General features: G+C 57.9%; 15 protein-coding genes. 6 read left to right on the top strand and 9 right to left on the bottom strand.

What is annotated here, in order from left to right; genetic code table 11:
* Positions 1–261 precede the first annotated feature (261 nt).
* Together ABIE33_RS31635 and ABIE33_RS31630 are read right to left on the bottom strand one after the other, a co-directional pair.
* Positions 262–510, bottom strand: coding sequence for a hypothetical protein (locus ABIE33_RS31635; RefSeq protein WP_429132439.1), 249 nt, complete (start codon positions 508–510; stop codon positions 262–264).
* Positions 511–778: 268 nt separating this feature from the next.
* Positions 779–1,012 carry a DUF982 domain-containing protein gene (locus ABIE33_RS31630; RefSeq protein ID WP_429132437.1) on the bottom strand — a complete coding sequence of 78 codons (234 nt, stop codon included), beginning with the start codon at positions 1,010–1,012 and terminating at the stop codon, positions 779–781.
* Positions 1,013–1,202: 190 nt separating this feature from the next.
* Here ABIE33_RS31630 and ABIE33_RS31625 point away from each other — a divergent pair, with 190 nt between their 5' ends.
* Positions 1,203–1,523, top strand: a complete 321-nt coding sequence (locus ABIE33_RS31625; protein WP_429132435.1) for a hypothetical protein — start codon at positions 1,203–1,205, stop codon at positions 1,521–1,523.
* 114 nt (positions 1,524–1,637) lie between these two features.
* Here the strand turns inward: ABIE33_RS31625 and ABIE33_RS31620 are convergent, their stop codons facing one another.
* From ABIE33_RS31620 to ABIE33_RS31605, 4 genes are all read right to left on the bottom strand, one after another.
* Positions 1,638–2,705: an ABC transporter substrate-binding protein gene (locus ABIE33_RS31620; protein WP_429132433.1), complete on the bottom strand. Its 1,068-nt coding sequence runs from the start codon at positions 2,703–2,705 to the stop codon at positions 1,638–1,640.
* A 50-nt stretch (positions 2,706–2,755) separates the two neighbouring features.
* A complete protein-coding gene (locus tag ABIE33_RS31615; RefSeq protein ID WP_429132431.1) occupies positions 2,756–3,523 on the bottom strand; it encodes an ABC transporter permease in 768 nt (255 codons plus the stop codon).
* 85 nt (positions 3,524–3,608) lie between these two features.
* A complete protein-coding gene (locus ABIE33_RS31610; RefSeq protein ID WP_429132429.1) occupies positions 3,609–4,508 on the bottom strand; it encodes an ABC transporter permease in 900 nt (299 codons plus the stop codon).
* Positions 4,505–5,620 carry an ABC transporter ATP-binding protein gene (locus ABIE33_RS31605; RefSeq protein ID WP_429132427.1) on the bottom strand — a complete coding sequence of 372 codons (1,116 nt, stop codon included), beginning with the start codon at positions 5,618–5,620 and terminating at the stop codon, positions 4,505–4,507. Before ABIE33_RS31605 ends, ABIE33_RS31610 begins: the two co-directional genes overlap by 4 nt.
* 280 nt (positions 5,621–5,900) lie before the next feature.
* On the opposite strand from ABIE33_RS31605, the gene ABIE33_RS31600 reads away from it, so the two are divergent.
* The 5 genes from ABIE33_RS31600 (at position 5,901) to ABIE33_RS31580 (ending at position 11,274) form a co-directional block, all read left to right on the top strand.
* Positions 5,901–6,599, top strand: a complete 699-nt coding sequence (locus tag ABIE33_RS31600; protein ID WP_429132425.1) for a GntR family transcriptional regulator — start codon at positions 5,901–5,903, stop codon at positions 6,597–6,599.
* Between the two features lie 103 nt (positions 6,600–6,702).
* Positions 6,703–8,058: an aspartate aminotransferase family protein gene (locus ABIE33_RS31595; RefSeq protein WP_429132515.1), complete on the top strand. Its 1,356-nt coding sequence runs from the start codon at positions 6,703–6,705 to the stop codon at positions 8,056–8,058.
* Positions 8,058–9,767: an acetolactate synthase catalytic subunit gene (locus ABIE33_RS31590; protein ID WP_429132422.1), complete on the top strand. Its 1,710-nt coding sequence runs from the start codon at positions 8,058–8,060 to the stop codon at positions 9,765–9,767. The genes ABIE33_RS31595 and ABIE33_RS31590 overlap by 1 nt, the downstream gene beginning before the upstream one ends.
* Positions 9,764–10,540, top strand: coding sequence for a 3-oxoacyl-ACP reductase FabG (gene fabG, locus ABIE33_RS31585; protein ID WP_429132420.1), 777 nt, complete (start codon positions 9,764–9,766; stop codon positions 10,538–10,540). The genes ABIE33_RS31590 and fabG overlap by 4 nt, the downstream gene beginning before the upstream one ends.
* Positions 10,541–10,578: 38 nt before the next feature.
* Positions 10,579–11,274 (top strand): winged helix-turn-helix transcriptional regulator, encoded by a 696-nt coding sequence (locus ABIE33_RS31580; RefSeq protein WP_429132418.1) that lies wholly within the window; start codon positions 10,579–10,581, stop codon positions 11,272–11,274.
* A 6-nt stretch (positions 11,275–11,280) separates the two neighbouring features.
* Here the strand turns inward: ABIE33_RS31580 and ABIE33_RS31575 are convergent, their stop codons facing one another.
* From ABIE33_RS31575 to ABIE33_RS31565, 3 genes are all read right to left on the bottom strand, one after another.
* On the bottom strand, positions 11,281–11,586 hold the full coding sequence (locus ABIE33_RS31575; protein WP_429132416.1) for a helix-turn-helix domain-containing protein: 306 nt from the start codon (positions 11,584–11,586) through the stop codon (positions 11,281–11,283).
* Between the two features lie 5 nt (positions 11,587–11,591).
* Positions 11,592–12,929: a type II toxin-antitoxin system HipA family toxin gene (locus ABIE33_RS31570; protein WP_429132414.1), complete on the bottom strand. Its 1,338-nt coding sequence runs from the start codon at positions 12,927–12,929 to the stop codon at positions 11,592–11,594.
* Positions 12,930–14,796: 1,867 nt separating this feature from the next.
* On the bottom strand, positions 14,797–15,173 hold a 377-nt coding region (locus ABIE33_RS31565), incomplete at its 5' end, for a transposase (protein ID WP_429132412.1).

The raw sequence follows: 15,173 nt of genomic DNA, 5'->3' as shown, positions 1-15,173 counted from the left end.
ATTCGTCATGCTCGACGCCGTCATCAGCATCTGCAAGGTGAGAGCGCAAGCTATGGCAGGTGCTTTGGCGGCTTCTCATTTTCACACGGCATCGGGTTGGGAATCTCGTCGGGAAGGATGTCAGGCTCGGTTCAGGACCTGAACGCGGGACCGGTTCCGTAGGTATCGCGCTCACGATGGGCTTGTCTTTGGGCCATTTTTGTTCCGCGACGATCAGGAGTCGACTGCACGCCGCGAGCGGGGAAAGGCGGCATGATCAGCTCAATCGCACATCTTCGCCGGAATTTCCTCGCCCGGTACTGGCGTAATGTCGGGGGCCTCTTCCGGGACATCATCGGGTCCCGGCTCCTCGATGGGGCGCTGGGGATCGGGAAGGGAATCAGGCGGGTCACCCGGTGGAACTTCCACGGGCTTTTTCGGGTCTTTGGGGCCTGTGGCCACGTCGGTCTCAGTCGGCGGCAGGCCTGTCGGGCGGGGCATCGGAATCGGTTCAGTAGGCATCGTGCTCATGCTGGACTCCTCTTTAGGAGGGCAACCGATACCGCGCCGTATTTGTTCCGCGAACAGGGAGGCGAGCCATGAGCGCGGTTAAGTTTTACGTCGGTCTTCACCAGCCCAGCGATGCGCAATACTTCGATTTTCCTATCAGCTTCAAGCGCGTCGGTATGGTGGGAGCTTTCGCCAATTTGGTCATTCAGCCTGCGTACGGCGGCGAACGCCAGACGATGTGTGTGGCGGCGTGCTTCAGTTTCTCGCGTCGGGCAGGGCGACATCAATTTTATTGCAAGATGCCGGCTTCCTTCGCGGCAGCTTCGAACGCGGCCCTGGCTTCCGCGCTAGGGATTATTCCCTTGGCCGCATCCAGGCAGACCTTTCGAGCTGTTGCGTAATTCGCCCCCTTCGTCTCGGGCCAGGATTTCATCAGGAATGCGACGGCCTCTCTGGCGCTCCTGATGACGTGAAAACGATCGTCAATCTTCACCTCAACGTTTGCATCCCAGATGGTGATCATCGCGTCCTCCGTTGGTCAGGCTTTCCCTAAACGTATATTAGCGTGATCTGTTCCAAGAGGGCGATCCCTGCCAAAAGTTTAGGGGCAACATGAGGCTGTTTCCGGACATGAGGCCTTCGGCGAGCTGGGTAATCGCTGATCATGAACAAGTACGGCAGCAGCCGAGAAGAGGCGATGCGGCGCGCCGTAGATGAAAGAAATCTGGGCACACACAGGTGGTAGCGACCGCCCATTGAGCGCCATCGGTGCAGATGGGATATGCATCCAAAAATTCAGGGCGGCCGAAGCCACGTTCCTGCTTAAGGCGCGTCGAATAATCAACTGCACGATGTGGGAAAAGAGTGTCATCGCCCTTCTGCCGTTAGCATCCTTCGCAGTTCTCATTCTTTTCGCTCCGCGCAATTGCCTCGCGGTCAGCAACGTCATGCGCGCCTCCCGCGAAGGAAAACGGCTCTACCGAAGCCCGTTTAAGGGGCCGGAAAAGCGGGGCCGGGCTTTGCTATGTGCCTGAAACTCATGAACGCATTCTCGTCGGCAGGCTCCCGGTAGATCGGTTCGCGAACAGGCAGCTCAGATCTGCTTGAGAGACCCGAACTGTCTGTCACATGTCTGCGGCTTTACCCCGCTAGCGAAGCCACTCGTTCCAGCGTTGCAGCAGTTGCGCCGCGTTGGCATTGATCCACTCTGAATCGGGGACAACCATATAGTCCCGGACCTCGTCCGCATGCGGCATCGTCTTGCGAACGTCTTCCGACATCAAGGCGATCGCCTCGGTGCTTGGTGGCGTGCACGAGAGCACTTCGCAAGCTTGCGCCTGAGCCTCCGGCGAATTCAGCCAAAAGGCCATCAACTTTAGCGCGTTCTCACGATTTTGCGCGCCTCTGACAAGCGCAATTCGGTCTCCAACCAAAAACGATGCCTTGTAGGACCAGGCAATCGGCAACCCCTCGTTCTGCATCGCCTTCGCGCGCGTCAGCCATATCTGTCCAACTGAATAGTCGCCATTGCGAAAGCCTTGCACACTTTGATCGCCGGTCTTCCACCACACCGAAACCGAGGGCCGGATCTCGTCGAGCTTCTTGAGCGCCCGGTCGACGTCAAGCGGAAACAGCTCCTCACGGCTGACACCATCGGCAAGCAATGCCGCTGCCATCACACGCCACGGATCATCAAAGTTCGGAAAAGCACGCTCACCCGGAAAGGTCTTGCTGTCCCACATATCGGCCCAAGTCTGCGGCGTCGGTTCTCCATCACCAGTCCGATAGGCGAGCAACGTCGCTGTCGATTGCAAAAGTGCGCCGCCGGCCGCACAGGCATTTGCACCGAGATCTTTTCTTCCGATGAACTGTTTGCAGAAATCCGTCAGGTCCTCGGTGACCGCCTTGTGTGCCTTGGATGCGGCCTGGATTTCACCATCGAGATAAAGATCCCAGGTGACATTTCCAGTCTTCACCATCGCCGCGACCTTGGCGCGCATTTCTGCATTGGTCGCAACAACAGTCACGACCTTGATCCCGGTCGCCTTCGTGAAGGGATCGAACCAGGCTGCCTTCAGCGCGCGGTCGTAGGCACCGCCTGTCGAAGCGATGACCACTTGCTCAGCCGCAAGCGATACGGAGGACCAGAGCAGGGGCAAAACCCCTGCAAGCACTATCCTGTGTAGTCTAGTCCAACGCAGCGGAATCGAAATCATGGCTGTTTCCTTTGTAGGGGGTGGCAGGGAAATGGAAAGCGTCGCTGTGATCAGTTTCGCTTTTGGGCATTGGCCAAATGAATGGCGCCCATCAACATGAGGGAAACGGCCACCAGCATTGTCGAGACAGCGGCGATGACCGGCGTGAGGTTGAAGTCGATATCTTCGAACATCTTGCGCCCGATCGACTTGCCGCCGATATCCGAAATGAAGAACGCGACCGTCGCTTCATCGAACGAAGCCAGAAAAGCAAACACCGCACCTGCCGCCACACCCGACGCAATATTAGGCAAGACCACAAGGACGAAGGCCTGCAGCCGGTTGGCGCCGCAGTTTAATGCCGCCAGTTCAAGCGCGGGGTCGAAGCGTTGCAGCGCCGCCGTCACCGTGATGATCACGTAAGGTGTGGCAAGCACGGTATGGGCGATGAGAAAGCCGAAAAAGTTGCCCGTAAGCCGCAGAGGCGAGAACACCAGATAAAGTGCGACCCCAAGCACAATGTGCGGCACGATCATCGGCCCAAGCGCAAGAGCCTGGAGCGTCGATCTGAAGGGGAGACGCCCTCTGACAATCGCCAGCGCGGCCATCGTGCCAGTAACCGTGGCTGTCACCGTCGTGGCAAGCGCGATCTTGAGGCTGAACCAGGTTGCCGATATCCAGTCCGGGTCACTAAAATAGGCCCGGTACCATTTTAGGCTCAACCCGCTCGGCGGAAACTCAATGTAGTCCGTTTCGCTGAGTGACATGGGGATGACGATGAGCGTTGGCAGCAGCAAGAAGAAGAGGACGCAACCGATCACGACCCCCAGAGTGATCATGCCGAAGGCCTTGGCAAAGACGTGGAAGGCTGCCGCTGCGTAATGGTCGCGAACCAGGGACAGACGATGTGGCGAACGTGCGAGATCAGTGGACACTGTGCAATCCCTTGCTGAGCGAGAGCGTCTTTCGAAACAGGAAAACGAAGATGAGCGTGACGGTTAAAAGCACCGTCGAAAGCGCTGCGGCGAACGGCCAGTCGAGCAAAACAGTCGTTTGCTGTCCGATCAGCGTCGCCATCAGCATTGATCCCGGGCCGCCAACCAACGCCGGCGTTATGTAAAAGCCCAGCGCAAGTACGAAGCACAGAACACTGCCCGCAAAGACACCCGGCAGGCTGAGCGGCAAGGTGACGCTGATGAACGCGCGAAACGCTCCAGCTCCTAGATTGCGCGCTGCCCGAACATAGTCTGGCGGCAAGGTCCGCAATGTCGAATAGATCGGCAGGATCATGAATGGCATCAACACATGCGTCATCGCCAGGATCACCGCGCCTTGCGTGTAGATCAGCTTCAGCGGTCCGTCAGTCATGCCGACATCCGCCAAAAGTGTATTCACGATGCCATTGCGTTGAAGGAGGACGACCCACGCGTAGGACCTGACCAGAACTGACGTCCACAAGGGTATGAAAACGCAGGCCGCAACCACCATGGCAACGCCATGTCTCAACCGCGCCATCAGATAAGCGACGGGAAAGCCGAGAAGCAGACTGGCAATCGTTACAATGAATGCAACCTTCACCGTGCTTGCCAGCACGCCGAGATAGAGCGGCTCGGCAATTAGACGTCGATAGTGTTCAAGGCTTCCCCCCGAAAAACTCAGTGCAACCAGCCGGGTGACGGGGTAGACGAATCCGATGACCAGTGCGGCGACAAGGGGCGTCGCCAAACAAACCGAAACGCCACGCGAATAAAACCGTGCAGACGCCACCGTCGACTGTGATTGGCGGGTGGACACGGCCTGCGAAACTTCTGAAAGGCCGCTCATGCCGCGTGCCTTTCCGTTTCCGCAAACAAGTGAACGGCTCCATCATCGAGCAGAAGCTCAACCTGTTCGCGCTCGTGAAACGGCAATCCTCCATCGGCCGGCAGCTGTATCTGAAATAGTACATCCGGGCGGCTTTCCAGCCGAACCATGACAATATGGACGGAACCTACAAAGACGCAGGTCTCCACGACGGCCGCAAGGCGGCCCGCGCCGCCTTCACCAGGCCTGGCAACCCGAACCCGCTCCGGGCGGATCGCAAGTTTTATTGCTTCGCCGGCCGAAGGGCCGGCATCCCGCAGACCTTGTGAACGAATGGAAAGAACAAGGTCGTCGGAAAGACGCACCACGGCCGTGCCATCTGAGTTCTCGATGCAGCGACCCTCGATGAAATTCATTCGCCCGATAAAATCGGCCACAAATGCCGAATTTGGGTGTCGATAGAGTTCAACGGGGTGCCCGAATTGCATCAACTGACCACCGGCCATAACTGCGACGCGGTCCGACATCGTCAGCGCCTCGTCCTGATCATGGGTCACATAGACAACCGTTGCGCCCAGCCGCTCTTGCAGGCGCTTGATCTCGAACTGCATCGCCTCGCGCAGCTTTTTGTCCAGCGCACCAAGTGGCTCATCCATCAACAGAACAGGCGGTTCAAATGCCAGCGCTCGCGCGAGAGCAACGCGCTGCTGTTGGCCCCCGGACAATTGTTGGGGGTAGCGCTCCCCATAGTTTGAGAGCTGAACGAGTTCGAGCATCTCCTCGACCCGCGTGGCAATCCGCGTCTTTTCCGATCGACCTTGCATGCGCAACGGAAAAGCAATGTTCTGCCGCACCGTCAGATGTGGAAATAGAGCGTATTTCTGGAACACCATGCCGATGCCGCGACGGTTGGGAGCAACATGCGTGACATCGCGCCCTCCAATGACGATCTTGCCGGCGCTCGGCCCCTCAAATCCCGCGATCATGTTCAAAGCGGTGGTCTTGCCGGAACCGGAAGGACCGACAAGTGAAACAAACTCACCGGCACCGATCTCAAGTGACAGGCTCGTGACAGCCCTAACACCGCCGAAATGCTTCTCGAGTGCAATAAGAGACAAATATTGACCAATCAATTCTGACTTTCCTTTCAACTGTCGGCGACGCTCTACCGCGTCTAGCCTCTGAAAAGGCCGTGAGACGGCCACATACGAACAATCCCATCGGGCGACCCGCAGGCGCCGTCGGGACAAACAATGCTGATGAAAAAATCCGCACCAAACTGGCAGGCGGCACCCGTGACGATAATCAAGAAAGCTGCTAGAGCTCGTTGATGCGACAAAACCTTTGCAGAACTTTCGTATTTCGTTTTTGTTGCATCAAAAATTTGCATTGTCAACTGAGTGAGGGGATTGAATGGGGGTCCATGTGAGCGAGTTGGGCAATATTGAGCGCGCAGCGGAGAGCCTTGGCGATGCGGCGTATCGCCAGATGAAGGAGCGGATCATCCGTGGCGTCTATCGCCCGGGGCATAAGTTGACGGTGAGGGCGGTTGCCCAGGATTTGGATGTGAGTACTACTCCCGCGCGTGACGCCATCAACCGGCTCGCAAGTGAAGCGGCGCTCGTCTATGCCGGCCCGAAGACGGTCGTCGTGCCCGTCCTTGACGCTAGGGACCTACAAGAGATCACGCTTATTCGCCTGGCGCTCGAGGGGTTGGCTGCGCAGCAGGCCGCCGATAATGTCGTGCCCGAGGATGTGGAAGCCCTTAGGGCTCTGCAAAAGCAAATCAATTCAGCGCTTGATGCCGGGCGATACGCAGATGCACTATGGCATAACAAAGAGTTCCATTTTGCGATCTTCCGGCTGGCAAAATTGCCACACCTCGTTTCGATGATCGAAACGCTTTGGTTGCGGATCGGCCCCTCCTTGCATGATCTCTATCCGGAATTTGCAAAGGAGCGGTTTGGCGTTCACAACCATGAGGTTGCGATGGAGGCGCTCGAAGAGCGCGATGGCGCAAGCGTCCGGGCTGCGATGGAGAATGATATTCGCGACGGCTATCGGCGTCTGAGGCGGGCCTGTCGCGAAAGGGCGATTGTCTCTGCACAATAGAAAATTTGTTGCGTGGACTTGACGTCTAATCTTTTTGTTGCAACAAAATTGTAAAGCTCGTACAAACGACGAGCCGAATTTGTTTGCTCAGAAAGCCCAAGCCATGCCAGTTCAAGGAATTCATGCCGCGCAGGCCTCGCCTGCACGGACCAAATCGACACGTCTATTTCGTCGCGCAATGCCGGTTTTTCCCGGTGGTGTGACCCGCGCCACGGTAGAGAAAGATCCCATCCCGTTTTACGTCGCCTACGGGGAGGGCGCCTATTTGGTTGACGTCGATGGCAATCGCCTGCTCGACCTCAACAATAATTTTACGACGCTCATCCACGGGCACGGCTTCGAGCCGGTCCGTCAGGCCGCAAGCGACCTGATGCGGACGGGAACGTGCTTTGCCAACCCGACGCAACACGAGATCGGGCTTGCCGAGTTGCTTGTCGAACGTATCCCGGCCATCGAACAAGTGCGCTTCGTCAACAGCGGCACCGAAGCGGTGATGTTCGCAATTAAAGCCGCCCGCGCATTCACGGGCCGGCCTGGAATTGTCAGGGTCGAAGGGGCCTATCATGGCGCTTACGATTGGGCCGAGGCCGGGCAGGCGGTGGCCTCAGACCCAGACGATCGGGCAGCCATCCCACGGGCAATGCCTGCCTATCATGGCACTCCTGTAAGTGTCGCCGATGATGTCCATCTCATTCGCTTTAACGACCTGGACGGACTTGAGCGGCGCCTACACGCCTTGCGTGACCGTGTCGCCTGCGTGTTGATCGATCCGATGCCCAGCCGCGCCGGTCTTATTCATCCGACTGCCACCTTCATCGAGGTACTGAGTTCCGCGGCACGCAAGCATGGCATCCTCATCATCGCCGATGAGGTTCTCAATCTCAGGCAGGGCTACGCAGGAGCCTCGCCGCGATACGGGCTCACCCCCGATCTCGTCACGGCCGGCAAAGTCATCGGCGGTGGGTTCCCGATCGGCGCGATAGGCGGACGTGAAGAGATCATGCGGGTTTTCGGTACGCAGGTGAACAAGCCGCTACTGCTACAGGGCGGCACGTTTTCCGCCAATCCCGTCTCCATGGTCGCCGGTCGCGTCGCCATGGAAGCAATGACACATAATGCCTTCAATCACCTGGAGGCGCTTGGAGAACGGCTACGTGACGGCCTTAGAAGCAGCATCAGTCGCATTGACGCGCCATTCTCTGTCACCGGCGCGGCTTCGCTGTTTCGCATACACCCCAAGCCCCATGCGCCAACCGAGTTTCGAGAAGCTTTGCTGAGCGATGCGGAAGGCCTCGTGATGAAGGGACTTGCACGGCATTTCCTTCAAAGCGGCATCCTTCTTCCCCATGGCGCCGCAGCCAGCCTTTCGACCCCAATGACCGACAGCGACATCGACCTCATCCTCGCTGCCTTCGATGACTTCCTGAATGTTCACGCCGCCAACGAGAGGGCGCAATAATGACCAACGCTGCAACTGAAACTGTCGCCGAGCGCATAGCCCGCATCCTTTGCCGCCACCAGGTGGAAGTTATTTTCGCCCAGAGCCTTCCCTCGTCGGTTATTCTCGCAGCGGAAGCGGCCGGCATCAAACAGATCGCCTATAGGCAAGAAAACATGGGCGGGGCGATGGCCGACGGATATGCCCGCATATCAGGCAAAGTGGGTGTCGTCGCCGCTCAGAACGGTCCTGCCGCGACCCTTCTTGTCCCGCCTCTCGCGGAAGCCTTAAAGGCAAGTGTTCCAATCGTTGCGCTTGTTCAGGACGTCGAACGTGACCAGACGGACAGAAATGCCTTCCAGGATTTCGACCAGATCGCGCTCTTCCAATCCTGCGCCAAATGGGTCCGGCGCGTTCATGTCCCAGACCGGATTGACGACTATATCGACGCCGCCTTCACCGCAGCTGCATCCGGCCGCCCGGGGCCCGCGGTCTTGCTCCTGCCTGCCGATCTGTTGCGTGCGCCAGCTACACCCGCTGCCCTTCCGAGATCGAAATGCCTCGGGCACTGGCCACTTGATCGCACGCGCCCTTCTGAAGAAGCGCTCGTTGAGGTAGCGCGCCTTATTGCATCGGCGCAGGCTCCTATCATCGTTGCAGGTGGCGGAGTGCATGGCGCAGGCGCCGCACAAGAGCTGACAGCCTTGCAGCACGAAGCAAGTCTACCGGTGATAACCACCAATATGGGCAAGGGGGTGGTGGACGAGTTTCATCCATTGTCCGCCGGTGTCCTTGGATCATTAACCGGGCCACGCTCGCTCGGACGTCACTCGCTGGCTTTGATTGAGGAAGCGGATCTGGTCATCCTGGTCGGTACGCGAACCAATCAGAACGGAACCGACAACTGGCGCCAAATTCCAACCTCTGCGACAGTCGTGCATATCGATGTCGACCCGGCAGAGATCGGCCGAAATTACGAGGCAATCCGCCTCGTAGGCGACGCTGCCGAAACGATTTCGGCGCTTTGTGGCGCGCTTGGTCGCGTCGATCTTACCCGTCGTCATCGTGATCGCACGCGATTAGAAGAGCGCATAGCAGGTATCTGGACCGCGTTCGACGGTGATCGCAAAGACGTTGCGACCGCGACTTCCGGGCCCATTCGACCAGAAAGGGTGATGGCTGAGCTTCAGCCCTTACTGACCACTGATATGACGGTCGTCGCTGATGCCTCCTATTCCTCGATGTGGGTTGTCGGGCAGTTGCGTGCTCCAGGCGTCATGCGCTTTATCACGCCTCGCGGTCTCGCCGGCCTTGGTTGGGGTGTGCCGCTCGCAATCGGCGCCAAGGTTGCCCGTCCACAAAGTCCGGTCGTTGCGCTCGTTGGCGATGGCGGTTTCGCCCACAGTTGGGCCGAGCTCGAAACCGTGGTGCGCATGCAGCTTCCGGTTATCATCATCGTTTTGAACAACGGCATCCTTGGTTTCCAACGGGATGCGGAGACCGTGAAATTCGGCAGCTACACGACGGCATGCCATTTCGCCGATGTCGACCATGTGCAAATCGCCAAGGCTTGCGGCTGCCCCGCGGTCCGCGTTGAAGATCCGCGTGATCTGGCCGATCTGCTTGAACGCAGCATCGATGCCAATGGACCAATGTTGATTGAGGTCATGACCGACCCGCAAGCGCATCCTCCTCTTTCTCTCTTTGCCAATCTGGATGCGGCGGCATGACAAATGGCCAAACGGCAAGGATCGCCGTGGTCACCGGCGGCACGACAGGTATCGGGCTGGCAACAGCCCGATATCTTCTCCAACGCGGGTACAGGGTTGCGATCTTCGGTCAAAACGAAGGCCATGTGGAAAACGCCAAAGATGAACTTGCCCGCGAATTTGGTGTTGAACGCCTGTTCGCACGCACGGTCGATCTCGCGCAGCCACATCAGATCACCACATTCTTTCGTGAGCTCGAGCAAGGCTGGGGAAGTGTTGCTGTTCTCGTTTGCAACGCCGGGGTCTCGCCAAAGGGTGTCGATGGCCCGACGCCTTTCGACGAGGTCTCTCTCGACGAGTGGAACTTTGTGCTCTCGATCAACCTAACCGGTGCGATGCTGTGCTGCCAGGCAGTGTTGCCAGGGATGGTCCGTCATGGCTTCGGACGCATCGTCTTCGTTGGTTCGATCGCCGGGCGAACACTTCCCCGCATCGCCGGTAGCGCTTACGTAGCCTCTAAAACAGCAATAGCCGGTCTCGCGCGTTCGCTTGTCTGGCCTTATGGCGCCCACGGCATCACAGCCAACGTCGTTGCTCCGGGCAGAATTGCAACCGCCATGGCCGGTGCTATCAGCAACCAAACCAATCAGGCGGCTATTGCGCGCATTCCCGCTGGTCGAATGGGCGTCCCCAGCGAAGTCGCCGCTGCCATAGGCTTTCTTGCATGCGATGAAGCCGCCTTCGTCAACGGGGCAATCTTGGATGTCAATGGCGGGGAGTACGCGCCAGCGTGAGTTTGTAGTCGGGCACTTTTCCGAAGGAGGGGGGACAGATGAACGGGCGAATAGTTATCCATACCGAAGACGCGGAGCTTTACCTGCTCCTCAAGCACATCCTCACGCTTGAAGGTTTTTCCACTGAAAACACCAACCATTTGAGCGAGCTTCTGAGCCATGTTCATCAAGCGCCACCGCTGGCGGTCATTGTCGACTGCTCTGATCCCGACATGAATGCATCCGCCCTCTGTGCCCGTATCAAGGCCGCCACAGAGCCTGGGGCAAAGGTTGTATCTCTCGTGAATACGGTGAACGGCGACCACGGTCGTCCGCTTGTCCCATCAGCCGCGGACTGCAATATACATCGTCCGTTCGATCCGGAGCGGCTGCTTGCATTTCTGCGCGGTTTGCGCGCCGATGTGGCGGCGCAATCCAGCACGAATTCAGCAACGATCCTGCGCTACGCCGACATCGAAATGAACCTCAGTCGGCTTCGTGTTGAGCGAGACGGTCACCCAGTCCTTCTGTCGGCACTCCAGTTTCGTCTGTTGCTGTGCCTGATGCGGGCTCCCGACGTTGTCCATACGCGCGATGACCTAATTGCCGCTGCTTGGCCGCCCGATGCTGAGGTCGAACCGCGCACCGTTGATATTCACATTGGACATATAAGACGAGCAATGAAGCGGACGGGGGCTGACGTGATTCGAACCGTTCGCTCTGTCGGGTACGCGCTTTACCTGCCATCGCATTGACTCTTCCTATTTGTGACCTTCGGCCGGCGAATCCAGGCGTGATTTCGGGACGAACCCCAATGTGAAACCAAAGAGCCGCCCGATCTTGGCAACTGTGTCGACAGTCGGATTTGCTTTCCCGGTTTCAATCTCAGCGACTTGTCTGCGTGTGATGCCAGTCAGTTCCGAAAATTGTTTTTGGTTCAAACCAAGTGCCCTTCGGATCTCAGAAACAGCCTGGGGAAGGCGCAGATCCCCAGCCGCCGCTCTTTCAGCCAGGCGCCGTCTCAATTCCGTGGTTTCTTCCTTGGTGGGTTTTTTCCATCGAGACATATTTCTCACACCCCCGGCGCTGAAGCGGCTGCGTCCAGCACCTTTCCAACAAGCTCGGCGCACCCTGACATGGCGAAATCCACGACTTCCGCGGGCACTCCCATCGCCAGCGATATTTTCGGTGCGTTGGCAAGCCGCTCTGCAAACGTCGCCATCTCCTCAAGAAGCGCGGCCGCTGCTCTCTCGTCCTCCATGAAAACTGCACGGCAGACCTGCCACCAATCAGGATCGCTATCGCGGTGTGTGTCGCGCATCACTCCCCATCTGGTCGATCTGGCGATGCCTTCGATCGCCAGACGCATCGGCGCGAAATCGAACAGCGGCGCGAGAGTGATGCCTCCATCAGGAGTCTTGCGCAGAGCGGTGTTCCGTCCATGGTTGTCAGGATTGCCCATCGCTCTGTTGGTGAGATCGCGTTTCGCGTATTCCACGATATCGAGGAATGGTTGGTCCGAATGGCGCTTCAAGACATTCACATAGTCTTCGTGGTCGGCGTTGTGTCCGAACTGCGCGACGCCGACGCTAGAAACCATGCTTTCCTGGCCGAAGCGGCATAGCAGCCCTCCTTGGATCTCCCGTTCAAAGCGCGGGATCATCAACACCCCTTGCTCATACGCCGAGACTTCGTGAACCCTCAGGCCGATCTCTTTGGCAACGCGCGAATAGCCGGATTCCGCCTCCAGGATCAGCCGGTCGCGTTCGTTGCTGCTCCTGAGTAGTTTTACGATTACGTGTCGGATGGCTTCATCGTCCTTCACAAACGCGTCTGGATAATAGAGACCATCGACCGCTTGGGTTAGAGCGACCTTCGGCCATTCGCCTTGCAGGCCGCTCGATCCTGAGGCGATCATGCCGAACCGGTCGACGACTTCGATGAATTTTTCGCTGCGCTTGAAGATGTCGTCTTCAGTGACCCCAATGCGTGTCACGTTCTTAAGTCGTTCCCGTTCAGCCTCCGCTGCTTGCTTGATGCGGACGTTGCCCACCGGACTGCCCGCTGCTCTCAGAAGGAGGGGGAGGTCGGATTCACGGTCATCCACACGCAGCCCAAGGTGCTCCGCCAGCTTACGTCGCGCGTGCCCCTGTGGCATGAGGTCTAGTAGGAAAGGAGGCCAAGTCGCCAGATATCGGCTCTCAAGGTCTACAGGGAACCTGACAGACATGGCTCTGGCGTCGGCTACGTCACCGTTGGCACTAAAATCGGCGGAGGCGAAATTGGCGAAGTAGTCGATGTCGTACTCAACGATCGACGGCCCCCGGTAGCCAAGCTTGGCGTCGAGGATCTCAATTGTGCCGCATTCGCGCCAGCCGCCCTTCCAGAATGACTCCGCGGTCAAACGCATTTAATATCCCCTTTAAGGGGTACATTAATAGAGCTTTCATTCTTTTCCAACCCATCAAAAGGGTCTGTGGAAGAGTTTTACTGCGGAAAGCGATTAAGCACAGAATTCGACTGGGAAGAGCGTCGCTACGCGACTATCCGGAATGCGCACCTTGCGTGACGTCCCAGTGCTCACGTTGCGATCTCAGCGTTGAAAATACGCCGAACGCGATGAAAAAGCTCTTATCCGCCCTCACAGCGATTGGTTTAGCTGCGTCTTTCGCCTGACCGCTAACCATTGGCGTCATCGTCAATGGCGCGCGGATCGTCGGTGGGAACGCCGTTGGGATAGGCGGCAGTCTTGGCGTTCCTGCGGTTACCACGGCAGGTGCTACCCGCGCCATTACCGGTACTACGAAGGCTACCGCGACCATTACCGCTACCAGCGTCGATCGGGCGCCACAATCTACTTTAATTTCTAGCGGGTAGCGCGCACAGCAACGCGGCACGTCAGTGCACCGACCCCGCGCGTCGTGGGCGGCACATATCGCTCGCCTTGCTCGAGAAAAAAGCCGACGAGGTGAGAATCCCAGGATCGGTCGACAGACGCCCGATCCTCTTCTCATCGTCACCGTCGAATCAACCCTTTAAGTCTGTTGTAATCGGCATAAATATCCTTGCAGGAGGGTGCCGTGATGTCCGAAGAATGGCCGATGTTCGTTCTGCAGTGCGTTGTCGTGATCGGCCTGGTAGGCGCTCTGTTCATCAGAGCAGACTAAAGCTCCACCAAATCCGCGTCTTACTCATGTGCTCAGGTTCGCCACTTCGGCGTGCGCTGTGCGTTGTGCAACAGCTCTCGGGCCGTAGCGAAGTGACCAAATAGATACCTCAGTCTCCTCTCCTCCTCGTAGCAGAGGCGGTGTCGTTTGCAGAAATCGGTCACTGACCAGACTTTCGTTGCTGCCTCAGCGGCGAGTTTCTCGGTTTCTATTCGCTCCATGTCTACCTCCCTACGATTTGCATTCGACCATCCTACTAAAGTCTAATGTAGTGGGGAATAAACTAAGACGTAGCCACTTTGGGCTATTCGAATTGTGATGGCGCGCCTCCCCTCACGAGATGGCAATTGTGCGGCCGCTCGCCTTTTTGCAGGTCGAGCGGCCGACTTTGTTATTGCGCCGGTGTTGTCGTCGACGGTTGGGTCGTGGATGGCTGCGTCGACGGCGTCGTTGTCGATGGCTCGGTAGTGGACGGAGTTGTTGAGGGTTCGGTGGTCGACGGTGCGGCCGTAGTCGGCTCCGTAGTGGACGGAGCAGTTGTCGACGGTTGCGTCGTCGTAGACGGCGCTGTTGACGGTTCCGTAGTAGTTGCCGGCGGCGTTGCCGTTTCTGTCGGGGTGTCGTTCGTCCCTGGCATTAAGAACATCACCGCCAAGATGATGATTACAACAGCGACGACTAGGCCAATTACGGTATTCCGGTTCATGCCGACTCCTCCAAAGTGTGGCTTTCACCTAGGAACATGGAGCGCAACTTGGGATTTTCAATGTGAGGAAGCCAATGCACGACAAGCTTGATCGCTCGACAGCACACGCATCTGTCATCTTCCTGGCCAAGTGCAGAACGTCAGGACAAAGATCTCTCCGCAGTACGGAGAGCGCTGGTTTTGCTCTCAAGCAGAGGCGAGGGCAGGTTGGCGCCGAGCGGGGAAGTGAGTGGCCATGGATTTAGTTTCCTGCCGAGGGACATCACGTTCCTCGGCCACGGCTGCCGCACTGAAGCCGGAGGCAGTTTAGGGCGGCATTCGTCGAAGGCAAAGTCTGTACCTCCTCCACCTTCCACCAAGGCAGCCACCCACCGCTCAAACTAAGAGTCGGATTCGAAAAGCGTTCACCGATATCCATACCTTGCTAGCCGTCGGGTGATGAGCCGAATGTGGGCGATCATGATCCATGCCTCTGCTGACGCGATGGATTTTTCGACGTCTTTTGCCAGTCTCCGGCATCTTCCCAACCAGGCGAAGGTCCGCTCGACCACCCATCGTCGCGGCAGAACCTCGAAGCCTTTCGCCTTGTCTGAGCGCTTTATGATCTCGACCGTCCAGCGCCCGATCTTCTTCAGTCGCCGCTTCAACTTGTCGCCCGCATAGCCACCATCCGCGAAGACATGCAGCAACCACGGCCACCTGTGGCGGATGGATTTCAGGAGATCGGGAGCACCGTCGCGATCCTGGATGTCAGCGCCGTGCACCATGAGACCGACCATCA

The sequence above is a fragment of the Ensifer sp. 4252 genome (assembly GCF_050434565.1).
GTDB lineage: Bacteria > Pseudomonadota > Alphaproteobacteria > Rhizobiales > Rhizobiaceae > Ensifer.
This window is presented reverse-complemented; position numbering and strand designations above follow the sequence as displayed.

What these genes read in the sequence shown, in the direction of transcription:
- ABIE33_RS31635 (WP_429132439.1), bottom strand. Translation starts at nt 510, where the DNA reads ATGAGCACGATGCCTACTGAACCGATTCCGATGCCCCGCCCGACAGGC.
- ABIE33_RS31630 (WP_429132437.1), bottom strand. Translation starts at nt 1,012, where the DNA reads ATGATCACCATCTGGGATGCAAACGTTGAGGTGAAGATTGACGATCGT.
- ABIE33_RS31625 (WP_429132435.1), top strand. Translation starts at nt 1,203, where the DNA reads ATGAAAGAAATCTGGGCACACACAGGTGGTAGCGACCGCCCATTGAGC.
- ABIE33_RS31620 (WP_429132433.1), bottom strand. Translation starts at nt 2,705, where the DNA reads ATGATTTCGATTCCGCTGCGTTGGACTAGACTACACAGGATAGTGCTT.
- ABIE33_RS31615 (WP_429132431.1), bottom strand. Translation starts at nt 3,523, where the DNA reads ATGATCACTCTGGGGGTCGTGATCGGTTGCGTCCTCTTCTTCTTGCTG.
- ABIE33_RS31610 (WP_429132429.1), bottom strand. Translation starts at nt 4,508, where the DNA reads ATGAGCGGCCTTTCAGAAGTTTCGCAGGCCGTGTCCACCCGCCAATCA.
- ABIE33_RS31600 (WP_429132425.1), top strand. Translation starts at nt 5,901, where the DNA reads ATGGGGGTCCATGTGAGCGAGTTGGGCAATATTGAGCGCGCAGCGGAG.
- ABIE33_RS31595 (WP_429132515.1), top strand. Translation starts at nt 6,703, where the DNA reads ATGCCAGTTCAAGGAATTCATGCCGCGCAGGCCTCGCCTGCACGGACC.
- ABIE33_RS31590 (WP_429132422.1), top strand. Translation starts at nt 8,058, where the DNA reads ATGACCAACGCTGCAACTGAAACTGTCGCCGAGCGCATAGCCCGCATC.
- fabG (WP_429132420.1), top strand. Translation starts at nt 9,764, where the DNA reads ATGACAAATGGCCAAACGGCAAGGATCGCCGTGGTCACCGGCGGCACG.
- ABIE33_RS31580 (WP_429132418.1), top strand. Translation starts at nt 10,579, where the DNA reads ATGAACGGGCGAATAGTTATCCATACCGAAGACGCGGAGCTTTACCTG.
- ABIE33_RS31575 (WP_429132416.1), bottom strand. Translation starts at nt 11,586, where the DNA reads ATGTCTCGATGGAAAAAACCCACCAAGGAAGAAACCACGGAATTGAGA.
- ABIE33_RS31570 (WP_429132414.1), bottom strand. Translation starts at nt 12,929, where the DNA reads ATGCGTTTGACCGCGGAGTCATTCTGGAAGGGCGGCTGGCGCGAATGC.